This window comes from Loktanella sp. DJP18, from assembly GCF_049310965.1.
GTDB lineage: Bacteria > Pseudomonadota > Alphaproteobacteria > Rhodobacterales > Rhodobacteraceae > Loktanella.
On the sequence record NZ_JBMERN010000025.1, the window covers coordinates 40,200 to 54,411 of the forward strand.

General features: G+C 64.7%; 13 protein-coding genes. 11 read left to right on the plus strand and 2 right to left on the minus strand.

Features of this window, described 5'->3' with window-relative positions:
• Positions 1-188: 188 nt before the first annotated feature.
• From pstB to ACOI1H_RS09850, 4 genes are read left to right on the plus strand one after another with little or no spacing between them, the layout of a single operon-like run.
• Entirely contained in the window at positions 189-989 is an 801-nt protein-coding gene (gene pstB / locus ACOI1H_RS09835) for a phosphate ABC transporter ATP-binding protein PstB (protein ID WP_422437047.1), read from the plus strand.
• Between the two features lie 3 nt (positions 990-992).
• Positions 993-1,712, plus strand: coding sequence for a phosphate signaling complex protein PhoU (gene phoU / locus ACOI1H_RS09840; protein WP_422437049.1), 720 nt, complete (start codon positions 993-995; stop codon positions 1,710-1,712).
• Positions 1,713-1,715: 3 nt separating this feature from the next.
• Complete coding sequence (gene phoB / locus ACOI1H_RS09845) at positions 1,716-2,402, plus strand: phosphate regulon transcriptional regulator PhoB (RefSeq protein WP_422437051.1); 687 nt, start codon at positions 1,716-1,718, stop codon at positions 2,400-2,402.
• A gap of 39 nt (positions 2,403-2,441) precedes the next feature.
• Positions 2,442-3,623, plus strand: coding sequence for a M24 family metallopeptidase (locus tag ACOI1H_RS09850; protein WP_422437053.1), 1,182 nt, complete (start codon positions 2,442-2,444; stop codon positions 3,621-3,623).
• A 12-nt stretch (positions 3,624-3,635) separates the two neighbouring features.
• Here the strand turns inward: ACOI1H_RS09850 and gndA are convergent, their stop codons facing one another.
• A complete protein-coding gene (gndA, locus tag ACOI1H_RS09855; RefSeq protein WP_422437055.1) occupies positions 3,636-5,036 on the minus strand; it encodes an NADP-dependent phosphogluconate dehydrogenase in 1,401 nt (466 codons plus the stop codon).
• Between the two features lie 126 nt (positions 5,037-5,162).
• Between gndA and ACOI1H_RS09860 the strand changes: the two genes are divergently transcribed.
• From ACOI1H_RS09860 to ACOI1H_RS09870, 3 genes are all read left to right on the plus strand, one after another.
• Positions 5,163-5,645 (plus strand): MaoC family dehydratase, encoded by a 483-nt coding sequence (locus ACOI1H_RS09860; protein WP_422437056.1) that lies wholly within the window; start codon positions 5,163-5,165, stop codon positions 5,643-5,645.
• Positions 5,638-6,660 carry a phosphotransferase family protein gene (locus tag ACOI1H_RS09865; RefSeq protein WP_422437057.1) on the plus strand — a complete coding sequence of 341 codons (1,023 nt, stop codon included), beginning with the start codon at positions 5,638-5,640 and terminating at the stop codon, positions 6,658-6,660. The genes ACOI1H_RS09860 and ACOI1H_RS09865 overlap by 8 nt, the downstream gene beginning before the upstream one ends.
• Before the next feature lie 73 nt (positions 6,661-6,733).
• Complete coding sequence (locus ACOI1H_RS09870) at positions 6,734-8,173, plus strand: hypothetical protein (protein WP_422437058.1); 1,440 nt, start codon at positions 6,734-6,736, stop codon at positions 8,171-8,173.
• Between the two features lie 50 nt (positions 8,174-8,223).
• Here ACOI1H_RS09870 and ACOI1H_RS09875 read toward each other — a convergent pair whose 3' ends face one another.
• Positions 8,224-8,850 (minus strand): hypothetical protein, encoded by a 627-nt coding sequence (locus ACOI1H_RS09875; protein ID WP_422437059.1) that lies wholly within the window; start codon positions 8,848-8,850, stop codon positions 8,224-8,226.
• Between ACOI1H_RS09875 and tssM the strand changes: the two genes are divergently transcribed.
• The 4 genes from tssM to ACOI1H_RS09895 form a co-directional block, all read left to right on the plus strand.
• Positions 8,845-11,658 carry a type VI secretion system membrane subunit TssM gene (tssM, locus tag ACOI1H_RS09880; RefSeq protein WP_422437061.1) on the plus strand — a complete coding sequence of 938 codons (2,814 nt, stop codon included), beginning with the start codon at positions 8,845-8,847 and terminating at the stop codon, positions 11,656-11,658. The two genes, ACOI1H_RS09875 and tssM, sit on opposite strands and share 6 nt — an antisense overlap.
• Before the next feature lie 2 nt (positions 11,659-11,660).
• Positions 11,661-12,260: a type VI secretion system-associated protein TagF gene (gene tagF, locus ACOI1H_RS09885; protein WP_422437063.1), complete on the plus strand. Its 600-nt coding sequence runs from the start codon at positions 11,661-11,663 to the stop codon at positions 12,258-12,260.
• The gene (locus tag ACOI1H_RS09890) at positions 12,257-12,970 is read left to right on the plus strand and encodes a PP2C family protein-serine/threonine phosphatase (protein ID WP_422437064.1); all 714 of its coding nucleotides are present in this window, start codon (positions 12,257-12,259) and stop codon (positions 12,968-12,970) included. The genes tagF and ACOI1H_RS09890 overlap by 4 nt, the downstream gene beginning before the upstream one ends.
• Before the next feature lie 194 nt (positions 12,971-13,164).
• On the plus strand, positions 13,165-14,212 hold a 1,048-nt coding region (locus ACOI1H_RS09895; protein WP_422437065.1), incomplete at its 3' end, for an OmpA family protein.

Sequence of the window (14,212 nt, forward strand, 5' to 3'; positions counted from 1 at the left end):
AAGCCTGACCGGAGCCGAAATGTCGTCTATGACACCCGCCACCTGCATCTGGACCCGACCGAACTGCCTGGCCTTTTTCGCAGAGGCGCGGACTGCTATCATGCCGCCACCTGCGGTCCTGCCGTTCACGGATACCGCCGCCAACGTCCTGCGCCGCCACTGCGCGCCCCGCGGGTAGGAGACAGACAATGGAAGACATGTATCATATGGACAGGGCGATGAGCACGCAGCAGGACGTCAAGATCTCGGCGCGCAACGTCAACGTCTACTACGGCGAGAAGCACGCCATCAAGGACGTGAACGTGGAGATCGGCGACAAGACGGTCACCGCCTTCATCGGTCCGTCGGGGTGTGGCAAGTCCACTTTCCTGCGCTGCATCAACCGGATGAACGACACCATCGACATCGCCCGCGTCAGCGGCAACATCCTGATCGACGGCGACGACATCACCGATCCCCGTGTCGATCCGGTGCAACTGCGCGCCAAGGTCGGCATGGTCTTTCAGAAACCGAACCCGTTCCCCAAGTCGATCTATGACAACGTCGCGTACGGTCCCAAGATCCACGGTCTGGCCCGCAACAAGGCCGACATGGACGAGATCGTCGAACGCGCCCTGCGACGCGGCGCCATCTGGGAAGAGGTGAAGGATCGCCTGCATGAGCCCGGCACCGGCCTGTCCGGCGGCCAGCAGCAGCGCCTGTGCATCGCCCGTGCCGTGGCGACGGAACCCGAAGTGCTGTTGATGGACGAACCATGCTCGGCGCTTGACCCCATCGCCACCGCGCAGGTCGAGGAACTGATCGACGAATTGCGGCAAAGCTATTCGGTCGTCATCGTCACCCACTCGATGCAGCAGGCGGCCCGCGTCAGTCAGCGGACGGCCTTCTTTCACCTCGGCAACATGGTGGAATACGGCGAGACCGACAAGATCTTCACCAACCCCGAAGACCCGCGCACCGAAAGCTACATCTCTGGCCGGATCGGATAAGGAATGGCAACCGTGAAAGAGCAACACATCTCATCAGCCTATGACCGCGACCTCGACGCGATCACGACCCTCATCATGAAAATGGGCGGGCTGGTCGAGGACGCGATCATGCAAGCCGCCGAAAGCCTGGCGACCCGTGACGTCGAACTGGCCGAGAAGGTCCGCAAGGGCGACAAGGCGATCGACGCGCTGGAGATGGAGATCAGCGAGGCGGCAGCCCGTACCATCGCCCTGCGCGCCCCCGTCAGCAAGGATCTGCGGTCGGTTCTGACCGTTCTGCGGTTGGCGGCGGCGCTGGAACGGATCGGCGACTATGCCAAGAACATGGCAAAGCGCACCTCTGTCCTTGTCGACATGTCGCCCATCGCGGGGGCGGAATCGTCGCTGCGCCGCATGGCGCGTGAAGTGCAGGGCATGTTGAAGGACACGCTGGACGCCTACATCAAGGGCGACGCGCAACTGGCCGAGGACGTGCGCCAGCACGATCAGGACGTCGACCAGATGTACAACGCCCTGTTCCGCGAATTCCTGACCTTCATGATGGAAGACCCGCGCAACATCACCGCCTGCATGCACCTGCATTTCATGGCCAAGAACATCGAACGCATGGGTGACCTCACGACAAACATGGCCGAACAGGTGATCTACCTCATCACCGGCGAGATGCCGGAGGACGCGCGTCCGAAAAGTGACAGCACCTCTTACATGAAGCAGCCGGAGTAAGTGATGGCCAGCCAGCCCCATGTCCTGATCGTCGAGGATGAAGAGGCGCAGCGCGAGGTGCTGGCCTACAACCTCGAGGCCGAAGGCTTTCGCGTGACCCGTGCCGAGGACGGCGAAGAAGGGCTTCTGATGGTGGCCGAAGACGCGCCGGACGTCATGGTGCTGGACTGGATGCTGCCGCGCGTGACGGGTATCGAGGTGTGCCGCAGGCTGAAGATGGACCCGGCCACGCGCGGCATCGCGATCATCATGCTGTCCGCGCGCAGCGAAGAGGTGGACAAGGTGCGCGGACTCGAAACCGGCGCCGACGATTACGTGACCAAGCCCTATTCGGTGACCGAACTGATGGCCCGCGTGCGCAGCCAGTTGCGCCGCGTGCGACCGGCGACGGTGGGGCAGGTGCTGTCCTATGACGACATCCTGCTGGATGCAGAGACCCACCGTGTCAGCCGCGACGGCAATTCCCTGAAGCTTGGCCCGACGGAATTCCGTCTGCTGTCGACCTTCATGGAAAAGCCGGGCCGCGTCTGGTCACGGGATCAGCTGCTGGACCGGGTCTGGGGCCGCGATGTCTATGTCGATACGCGCACCGTCGATGTCCATGTCGGGCGCCTGCGCAAGGCCCTGACCGCGACGGGCGGAGCCGATCCGGTGCGCACCGTGCGTGGCGCGGGATACGCGCTGGGATAACGTTTGCCAGAGGTCGCGGCCTGGGCGCATATTCCGGCCATGACTCACCCGAATCCTGCCTTTACCCAAGCGGAATACGACGCGCGTCTGATCCGTGTGCGGGCTGCGATGGATCATGCGGGCGTGAACGCGCTGTTCATCACCGACCCCAGCAACATGGGCTGGCTGACCGGGTACGACGGCTGGTCGTTCTACGTGCATCAAGGTGTGCTGGTCGGCCGCGACGGCCCGCCGCGGTGGTGGGGCCGCACGATGGACGCCGCCGGGGCCCTGCGCACGGTCTGGATGCCGGACGACCACATCCATGGCTACGACGACAGCTTTGTGCAGAACCCCGTCAAGCACCCGATGCTGGACCTGTGCAGCCTGATCCGGGCCTGCGGCTGGGACACCGGGAGGCTGGGCATCGAGAAGGACAACTACTATTTCACCGCAGCCGCTTATGAGACGTTGTTGACAGGACTGCCACAGGCCTCGCTGATCGAGGCGACGGGTCTCGTGAACTGGTGTCGCGCGGTGAAGTCCGAGACGGAAATCACATATCTGCGCCGCGCCGGGGCCATCGTGACGCGGATGCACGCCCATATCGCCAGCGTCGCGACAGAGGGCATGCGCAAGAACGACCTCGTCGCGCAGATCATGGCCACGGGGATCGAAGGGGCGGACGGCCACTGGGGCGACTACCCGGCGATCGTGCCGATGGCCCCCTCGGGGCGCGACGCGACGGCACCGCACCTGACCTGGGACGACAGCCCATTGACGCGCGGTGTGCCCACGTTCTTCGAGATTGCAGGGGCTTACCGCCGCTACCAGTGCCCGCAGTCGCGCACGCTGTTTCTGGGTGCCGTACCCGACACATATTTGCGCGCAGCAGAAGCCGTCGATGTGGCGACCGGGGCCGTCCTCGACATGGCGCAACCCGGCGTGCGCTGCGAAGATCTGGCACGGGTGTTCAACGGCACGTTGGCCAGCCACGGGTTCCACAAGGACAGCCGTGTCGGATACTCCATCGGGATGTCATATCCGCCCGACTGGGGCGAACGCACGATGTCGCTGCGGGCCGGGGATCAGACGCCGTTGCAGGCAGGCATGACGTTCCATTTCATGCCGGCGCTCTGGCTTGACGACGGCGGGATCGAGATCACTGAACCGATGCTCATCACCGAAACCGGGGCGGAGCGGTTGTGCGCCACGCCGCCCGGCTTGATCGTGAAACTCTAGGCGGCCGCCGGTTCAGTCGGCCCAGGGCCCGTGAAAGCCGCGACCTTCGCGATCCAGCCGCTCGAACCCGTGCCGACCGAAGTAGTCGCGCTGGCCTTGCAGCATGTTCGCCGTGCCGCGATGGGTGCGCATCGAGTCGAAATAGGCCAGCCCCGACGACAGCGCAGGGACCGCAAGGCCGTGCATGGCCGCCTGCGCCACGACCTGCCGCATCGCCTCGTGATTCGCTTTAAGGGCGTCCGCGAATATACTGGAAAACATCAGGTTCTTGTCGGGCGCATCGGTCAGCGCCGTGGCCATGTCGTCCAGCATGACGGACCGGATGATGCAGCCCGCGCGCCAGACCTTGGCAATCTCTGGCAGCGGCAAGTCCCAGCCAAACTGGTCAGAGGCCGCAGAGATCATCTGGAACCCCTGTGCATAGCAGATGATCTTGCCCGCGATCAGGGCCTGTTCCAGTTGATCGATCGTCAGTGCGCCGTCCAATGCCCGAGGGGCCGCCCCGAACATGTCCTCTCCGATCCGGCGCAGGTCGCGCGCGGCGGACAGGTTGCGGGCGGCCACGGCAGCCTCGATCGCGGGGACCGGCGCGCCGAGGTGCTGCGCCTCGATTGCCGTCCAGCGACCGGTGCCTTTCTGGCCTGCGGCGTCCACGATGATGTCGAGCACCGGGTTGCCGGTGTCCGAATCCCGGGCCTCGGCGACGCGGGCCGAAATACCGATCAGGTAGGACGACAGCGCGCCGGCGTTCCAGCGGTCGAAAACCTTTGCGATGGCAGCATTGTCCAGACCCATGCCATCGCGCAGGATGCCATAGACCTCGGCGATCATCTGCATGTCTGCGTATTCGATGCCGTTGTGGACGGCCTTGACGAAGTGCCCGGCCCCGGCTTCGCCCATCCATGTGGCGCAAGCGGTGTCGTCATGCTTGGCGGCAATGGCGGTCAGGACGTGGGCGACGCGGTCCCAGGACTGCTTCTTGCCACCGCCCATGATCGACGGGCCGAACCGCGCGCCTTCCTCTCCGCCGGACACGCCGATTCCCAGAAACGGCTTGTCCCCGGCCTCGGACGCGCGGCGGTTGGTGTCGTGAAAATTGGCATTGCCTGCGTCGATGATCAGGTCGTCGTCGTCCAGCAGCGGGCGCAGTGCCGCGATCTGACTGTCCACCGGATCGCCTGCAGGCACCATCAGGATGATTGCCCGCGGCGACGCCAGGCTGGCGACGAAATCGGCCAGCGTCTCTGTCGCGGTGATGCGGTTCGACAGGGCACCGGCCGCGGCCTTGAAATCCCGCGTCACCTGCGTCGTGCGGTTGAAGACGGCGATGTCAAAGCCGTTGTCGGCGATGTTCGACGCCAGTGCGGCCCCCATCGTGCCCAGACCCAGAAGGCCGATTTCACTTTTGCTCATGGGGGTCCTCGCGTGGCTGTTCCGCCCGCTCTTATCTGGCGCAAGGTGCGGAAACAACACGGTCCAGACCTTGCCCCCGCGCACCAAGACCATAGACTGACCGATAGGCGACACGAGGACAGCGCGATGCAAAGGCCCGTACTGACGGAAGAGGCGCTGCGATTGTCCGTCGGGCAGAGCGTGGGAACATCGGATTGGCACCGTGTCGATCAAGTGATGATCGACGCCTTTGCCGACCTGACCGGGGACCATCAGTTCATTCACGTCGACCCGGTGCGCGCCGCGGCGGGCCCCCTTGGCACGACGGTCGCGCACGGCTTTCTGACGCTGTCGTTGCTGGGCCGGATGACCGACGAGGCGCTGCCGCCGCTGGCAAAGGTGCGCTACAGCGTGAATTACGGGTTCGACCGTGTGCGTTTCGTGGCTCCGGTGCCCGTCGACAGCGACCTGCGGGCTGTGCTGCGATTGATGGCCATGGACGATGCGACGCCCGGTCAGGTCAGGCTGATGTGGGAGGTCACCGTCGAGATCAAGGGGCTTGATCGGCCCGCCGTGGTCGCCACCTGGATTCACCTGCACTTCATGAAAGGCATATTGCCGGATGACTGATGATCTTGATGTGACGGCCGTCGCCCGGTGGGTCGACGGGCGCCTGCCCGGGCTTGAAGGCAAGGTACAGGTCCATCGGTTTGCCGTGGGTCAGTCGAATCCGACGTTTCGGCTGGACACCGACACGGGGTCCTATGTCCTGCGCCGCAAACCCGGCGGGGTCCTGTTGAAATCCGCCCATGCGGTCGAACGGGAGTTCGCCGTGCAGACCGCCCTGTGGGACACCGCCGTGCCGGTCCCGAAAATGCATCTGTTGTGCGAGGATGCCAGCGTCATCGGTGCGCCGTTCTACCTGATGGATCATGTCGCTGGCCGCAGCTTTGACGACCCCCGGTTGCCGGATCAGTCACCAAATGCGCGTGCCGCGATCATGGACGCGATGAATGCCACGCTGGCGGCGATCCACGCCGTCGATCCGGTGACTGTCGGCCTGTCCGACTACGGCCCCGGTGGCGATTATTACGGCCGTCAGATCGGCCGCTGGGTCAAGCAGTACCGCGCCACGGCGACCGAGGACATCCCCGAGATGGAGAACCTGATCGCATGGTTGCACGCAAACACGCCGCCCGACGATGGCCGCCGCACGCTGGTCCACGGAGACTACCGCATCGACAACCTGCTGTTCGCGCCCAACGGCACGGATGTCGTTGCGGTGCTGGACTGGGAGCTTTCGACGCTCGGACATCCTTTTGCCGACCTCGCGGCCGTCATCATGCAGTGGCGGATGCCGCCGGGCGCAGATGGGCGCGGGCTGGCCGGGGTGGACCGCGCGGCACTGGGTCTGCCGTCGGACGCGGATTTCGTGGCGGCCTATTGCCGTCGGATGGGGATTGCGCGGATCGATGGTTTCGGATTCTACATTGCGTTCTGCTTTTTCCGGATGGGCGCGATCCTGCAAGGGGTCAAGAAACGGGGGCTGGAAGGCAACGCCTCCAACCCGGAAAAGGCTGCCAAACTGGGCGCTTATGTGCCACTCTTCGCGCAGCACGGCCTGCGGGCGTCGCGTGAGGATTGACCCACAGCAGGACATGATGGCTGCACCTGGATTGGCCATGCCCTTTGGTCACCACAGGCAGATGACCTGACATATGGCACAGACCACGGATGACACGGCACATGCGGACTGTCACGGCACCCGGAAAACCCTGAGTGCGGCATTGCTTGCAGCTGGCTTTGCCGCCTACATCGCCGCGATCCTGGGCAGCGGGGACATGTTCGCGGACCTGAGCGCTGCGCTGATCCTGTCCTTCATCGCCGTGAACCTGCGCCGCGCAACGCGGATCGTGCAGCTGTTCGCGACAGCGTCGGTGTTGATAGCCGTGGCGGGCTGGGTCGGCGGAACCATCGGCTTGGCCGAGCTGTCCGTGGCCGCCGGCCGGGTGTCGTTCCTGACCTCGATCCTCGTCGCGCTGATCTTTCTGCGATTGGTGGCCCAGCGCGATCCGGCTTTCGCGGCCGCAGGTGCATGTCTTGCCAATCAGCCGCCGTCGCGGCGCTATGTCTCGCTCGGGGTCGGGGGGAACCTGTTTGGCGTGCTGTTGAACCTGGGCGGGCTTGGCCTGTTGATCGAGATGACACTGGCCGGGCAGCGCAGGCTGGAAACGACACATGCGGTCAGCTCTGCCGTCCACGACATCCGCGAACGGCGCATCGTCACAGCCATCGTGCGAGGGTTCTCTACCATCGCCTTCTGGTCACCGTTCGGCATTGCACTGAACACGCTGCTTCTGATTTTGAACGATCTGCATTGGGCGGACGTCGCCCCGTGGGGCATCGGATTTTCGTTTGGCTTCCTTGCCTTGGGGGCGGTCATGGATGTGATCGAACGACGGATCTTTCCGGTTTTTCCGCGCCCCGTAGTCGTGCCGCCGACGCCCGGCGACGCCCTGGGTCTGTGGGCGGTGCTGGCTCATCTGATCGGGCTTGCCACATTGGTCGTTGCCGGCGACTGGCTCTTGCCGCTCCGCTTCCAAGACGTGCTGGTCACCATCGTCCCGATCTACGCGGTCGTCTGGGCCTTGTTCCGTTTTGGACCCTCTGGACCGACGCGGCTGAAAGGTGACTTCATTGCTAATTCAACGCGTTATGTGAATGAGGTCGGCGTATTTGCGCTGGCCGGCCTGATCGGCGCGCTGTTGGTCGCGATGGTCCCCCAGCAGGCCCTGGACCCGCTGCTGCTGGCCGTTATCGACACCGGAGGGCCGGTTGCACTCGTGCTGGCACTGGCCTGGGCGACGCTTGCGCTCGCGATGCTGGGACTGCATCCGATCATCACCGTCGTGATCCTGGCAGAATTCATGGCCCGCACATCGCTGATCTCGGACCTTGCGACGCTTCTGGCCTTGTTGACAGGCTGGACGCTGACCGTTTGCGTGGCACCCTTGGCGACGACCGCAACCTATGTGGGAGCGATCCTGAACCGAGGCCCGGTCACCGTCAGCATGATCTGGAACGGCGCATTTGGCGTGGTCACGTTCATCGCGTCGTCGGGTTTCCTGATCGCAGGGATCACGGCGGGCTGGTTCTAATGACGCCGCCGACCGCCCGGCAAGAGTAACAGGTCCGCTTCAGTTTCCGATCAGGGTAACACGGTGGTCAGCGTCCGGCTGTCGAGCGAGCGGACCGTGCCAGAGCGTTCCTGCAACGCCTGCGCATAGCCGCCCGCGCTTTCGGTTGTGGGACGCAGGCCGCCGAACATCTGGCTGTCGGCGTTGATGACGACGATCTGCGTCTGGCCAAGCGTCGAGTCGTCGACGGTAAAGGCGAGCTTCTTGCCGTCTGCGGCCTCGGCCAGCGGATAGGCAACCCGCACCGGAACGTCACCCGCAGCACCATCGCGCAACGCGGCGACGCTGTTGTCCTCACGGATCAGGTTGGGCAATAGGTGGAACACATTCCCCGACACATCGACGGCCGAGATGAAGAGGAAACCATCCGTCATGGCGGCCGGGATCGTGATGTCGATCACCGGGTTCTCTCCTGCGGTAAAACGTCCGTCGGACCTGAGGCTGTTGTCGGCTCCGTTCGTGAGCGCGATCCCGACACCGGCGGGCGGGGCCGCAGGCAGCACCTCTGCGATCTGGCACAGCGTGGGATTGAGAACCTCCGTCTCGAGCGCCAAGGCGCGCGGGCCGATCGCGGTGACGAGCGCGTCGGACAGTGCTGCCTCAGCCTGCACGAATTGCGCGACAGGCTGGGGGTGCATTTCCCAGTCTACATCCTGTTCACCAAGGCCGACCTGATCGCGGGCTTCAGCGAATACTTCGACGGGATGACCAAGGACGAGCGTGAACAGGTCTGGGGCTTTACCCTGCCGCTGGCCAAGAAGGGCAGCCGCACGCCGACCATCGCGGCCTTCGACGCGGAATTCGACCTGCTGCTGGATCAGTTGAACAGCCAGTCGCTGGAACGCATCCAGCAAGAGGCCGACCCCCAGCGACGCAGCATGATCGCTGGCTTTCCCGTGCAGGTTGCATCGGTCCGCGCGACCGCGCGGGAGTTCCTGACAGAGCTTTTTCAGGACAACAAGTACGAGCATCGGCAGATGCTGCGCGGCATCTATTTCACCTCTGGTACGCAGGAAGGCACGCCGATTGACCGGTTGATGCTGGGCATGTCGCGCACCTTCGGCATCGGGCGGCAGGCCATCGGGTCGGGCCGCGGCACCGGGCGGTCCTTCTTTCTGACGCAGCTTTTCGACAATGTCATCTTCCGCGAGGCGGGTCTCGTATCCGCCGACGATGCCGTCGAACGCCGCTACCGCGTGACCAAGGCCCTGTCCTACGCCGGCGTCGTCGTGGTGGCGGTGGCGATGGGGACGCTGTGGGTGCGCAGCTATCTGGGCAACCAGCAGCGGCTGGAAGCAACGACGGCGATGATTGCGACCTACCGCGAAGAGGTCGCGTTGATCCCGCCCAGTCCGGTGGGCGACACGGACCTGATCTCCATCGTCCCGGCGCTGAACACCCTGCGCGACCTGCCCGATAATCCCAGCACGGGACCGGTGATCCGGCCTGCCGCACTCGGCTTTGGTCTGTCGCAGTCCGGCGTCATCGGTAACGAGGCAAAGCTGACTTACCGGTCGGCCCTGAACACGCATTTCCTGCCGCGCCTTCTGTTGAGGCTGGAAAACCAGATGCAGGCCAGCATCAACGACCCAGACCTGCTGTATGAGACGCTCAAGGTCTATCTGATGCTGGGCGGGGTCGGTCCGCTGAACCCCGAGATGGTCACGCAGTGGATGACCGACGACTGGGCCACCGCCTTTCCCGATACCAGCCGCGAAACCCTGCGCGCCGATCTGGCGCAGCACCTGGATGTGCTGATGGCGGCACCGATGCAACCGATCGCGCTGAACAACGATCTTGTCTCGGCGGTGCAGAACGTGCTGACCCAGATGCCGCAGGCGCAGCGGGTCTACAACAGCATCGTCAGTTCGCCTCTGGTCACCGATCTGCCCGCATTCCGGCTGACGGATGTGGGTGGGCCGGCCATCGCCCGGGCGTTCAGTCGATCCTCTGGCAAGCAGCTGAACGACGGTATCCCCGGCCTTTATACCAAGGCCGGGTTCAACGGCGTCTTTCTGGAAGAAGCCCTGACCGTCGCTGCCCGCATCCAGAGCGAAAGCTGGGTCTTGGGCGACGCAGGCGAGCAGGAACAGAGCGAAGCGGCGATGCTGAACCTCAGCCGGGACGTGCTGGTCCTGTATTACGACGACTACATCGTGCAGTACGACCAGCTTCTGGCCGACATCGACATCATCCCGATGGCCGACCTGCCCACGGCGGTCGAGGTGACCAACGTGCTGTCCGGCCCGACATCGCCCATCGCCAACGTGCTGGAGGCGGTCTCTGCCGAGACCAACCTGACGTCGGTGCCCGAGGACCCCGGCACCAACGTCGCCGACGTTGCCGGTGCCGTCGCCACCGGTCAGGTACCGGGTCTGCGGCGCCTATCACCCAAAAGCCGCCTGTTCCTCGAGGCGATGACGAAGGCCGAGGCGGCCCGCACCGGCAAGGCCGCAGTGGCGCCGGGTGCGCCGGTCGCCGAGCATTTCGCCTGGCTGCACCAGTTGACGGCCGAGGCGGAGGGACAGCCGTCGCCCCTGTCGGGCCTGATCGACATCCTCAAGGACGTGTATCAGGAGTTGAGCAATCTGAACTTCGCGGGTGGCATCGGCAGTCCGCAGGATGCGACGACGGCATTGCCGCGGTTTCAGGCCGCGGCCGGCCGGGTCGAGGAGGGTCCCGTCAAGCGATGGGCCTCGCAGATCACCGTGGGCACCAAGGGGATCGCGACCGAAGGTACGCGGGCCGGCATCGATGAAAGCTGGAAGCAGACCGTGCTGCCCCTGTGCCAGCGGGTCACGACGAACACCTATCCCTTCGCACCCCGGTCCAACACCGATGCGGGGCTCGCGGAATTTGCAGAGCTGTTCCGCCCCGACGGCCAGATCGACGCCTTCTTCAAGGCCAACCTGGAACAGATCGTCGACCAGTCGCAGCGGCCCTGGTCCTTCAAGCCGGGCGCGGGGGCAGAGCTTGGCATCTCTCCGGCGGTGCTGACCCAGTTCGAGAATGCCGCCCTGATCCGGGCGGCGTTCTTTCCCGGATCGCCAGCGCTGAACCTGTCGTTCCAGCTGACCGCAGAGGCGCTGGACCCCAATGCGGAAGGGATCGTGCTGGAGATCGACGGCCAGACGGTGGGCTTTGTCCACACCCAGAAGGAACCCGGCACCGTCGCGATGACCTGGCCGGGATCGGTGGGGGCCGCGCGGGTCAGCTTTCTGCCCGATCAGGCCAACTCGGAAAGCTCTCTGGTGCGCAACGGACCCTGGTCGCTGTTCCGCATCATGGATGTCGCGGCTTTGCGCGATACGGACGCACCCGACCGCAAGCGGCTGATCTTCAACCTGGGCGGGCGGATCGCGATTTTCCAGATGCAGACGGGGACGTCGATCAGTCCGTTCAACCTCAAGGCGCTCAGCGAGTTCAGCTGTCCGACGTCGTTCTGACCGTGGTGCCCTTTGCAGCCTTCGGCAAGATACCGGCGCTGGGGGACTTCATCCGGATCGCGGCACCGCCAGCGTTTACAGGACCCCGGGACCAGTGGGTGCAGGCGGTTCTGGTGGCCGGGCGCGCCGCCTGCGGCCGCGATTGGCAGGACATCTATTTGTCCGCGCCGATCTGGCGGTTCACGCTGTCGCCCGGTCTGGCCGGACCGCAGGGTGTGCTCGGCATCATCATGCCCTCTGTCGACCAAGTCGGCCGACAGTTTCCCCTGACGCTTTTCATTCCAGCGGGCAGCGACGCGTCAGCCACCCACGCCGCCAATGCTGCGCTTTTTGCCCGTCTCGAGGATGTCGCCCTCGAGGCGCTTGGGGACGGGGTCAGCCGCGACGATCTGGCCGCCGCGTTGGCCGATCTTCCGCCGCCGGTGCTGGCGACACCTGTCGCCCCGCCGTTGCGCGCACTCAGCCTGTGGTCGGTGCTGCTGGCGGATGGCGTGCGGACCGTGACCTTTTTCGGACTGCCTTCGGCGGCGCAGGCGGCGGGTCTTTTCGATCTGTCGGTGCTGACGCGACAGGCGCAACAGGCAGAGGACCTGGCACCATGACACTGCTGCGACATACCGCGACGACGCATATCGGCAAGGTCCGCAAGGTCAACGAAGACAGCATCCTGTCCATTCCGGACCAGCAGGTCTGGGTCGTCTCGGACGGCATGGGTGGTCATGCGGGCGGCGATTTCGCGTCCCGCACCGTCGTGGACAGCGTGGCGACGATGCCGATCCTCGGCGATCCGGCGGAACAGATGCAGGCCCTGCGCCGGTCCATCCTGGCGGCGCATGACACGATTCTGCGCGAGATTGCGGCACGCGGCGGCGGCACCATCGGCGCAACCGTCGTGGCCTTGATGATATCGGACGCGCATTTCGTCTGCCTCTGGGCCGGTGACAGCCGGCTGTACCGCATGCGCGGCGGTCAGATCGAGATGCTGACAACCGATCATTCCATCGTCGCGGCCCTCGTGCTGGACGGACAGATGTCTTGGGACGAGGCAGAGCATCATCCCCAGTCCAACGCCATCACCCGCGCCGTGGGCGTCGGCGAGGCGCTGGAACTGGACAAGGTGCGCGGCCCGCTGGATCGCGGCGACCGGTTCCTGCTGTGCAGCGACGGTCTGACGAAATACGCGGGCTTCGAGACCCTGGCAAATGCCCTGCGCGACACCCCGATCGAGGTCGTGGCCGACAAGCTGATGGCCATCGCATTGGACGGTGGCGGGGCGGACAATATTTCGATCATCGTGGTCGACGTGGTATGATCGAACGATCGAACCCGCCGGACGCCGGGTCGGGGCATGTCGCGATCAAGATGTCCGATCCGTGCGAACACGCGCATCATCTTCCGCGGGAATAGGTGCGAAGAGAGTGGCCAAGCGAACTGATCCTGTTGTATCCTTCCCGCAATTCAGACGCCTCTGACATCAAGACTCCGCATTCAGGGATATCAGCAGCCATGCCATTCCGCATCCGCCCCCTTGGCCAAATCCTGCTGTCGCTGCCGCTGATGATCGTCATGGCATTTGGAACGTCAGCCAGGGCGCAGGACGTCTTTGCCGGTGGCTGGACCCTGAAGCCCGAGATGTCGAACCTGCGGTTCCAGTCGGTCAAGAAAGACACTGTGGTGGAATCCAGCTCTTTTGCCACGCTGAGCGGTTCCATTGGCGCGGACGGGGCGGCGCGGGTGTCGGTCCTGCTCGATTCCGTCGATACGAAGGTCGATCTGCGCAACGTCCGCATGCGGTTCCTGTTCTTCGAGACCTTCCGCTTTCCCGAAGCCACGATCACCACCCGAATTGATCCCGCATTGCTGGCCGACCTCGCGCAGGTCCGGCGCAAGCAGGTGCCCGTCACCTACACGCTGGACCTGCATGGCGTATCCAAGACGTTCGAGACGCAGGTCATCGCCACGCTGCTGACCGACGACCTCGTGTCGATCGCGTCCGATGCGCCGATTTCCATTGCGGTTGCCGACTTCGATCTGGCCGCCGGGCTGACCAAGCTGGAAGAGGCCGCGAGCGTCAAGATCCTGCCGTCGGCGACGATCAGTTTCGACTGGACCTTTGCCCGCAATGCCGGTGGTGTCGCCCCCGTTCCGGCCGCACCGGCCCCCGCAGCGGTCGCGCTCGAGACCAGCGGCGATTTCGACGCCGAGGCTTGCAAGGGCCGTTTCGATATCCTGTCGCGGACCGGCAACATCTACTTCACCTCCGGCTCTGCCCGGCTGGAGGACAAGAGCGCGCCTTTGCTGGACGCGCTGGCGGACATCGTGTCGCGTTGCCCCGGCATGGTGGTCGAGGTCGGCGGCCACACGGATTCCGTCGGCAGCGATGACCTGAACCTGCGTCTGTCCGACGCGCGCGCGGCATCCGTCACGCAATACCTGTTCGGGAAGGGGCTGCGACCCGATGCACTGGTCAGCCGTGGCTACGGAGAGACGACGCCGATCGCGGACAATGCCACCTCCGAAGGCCGCTGGAAGAACCGGCGCATCTCTTTTCAAG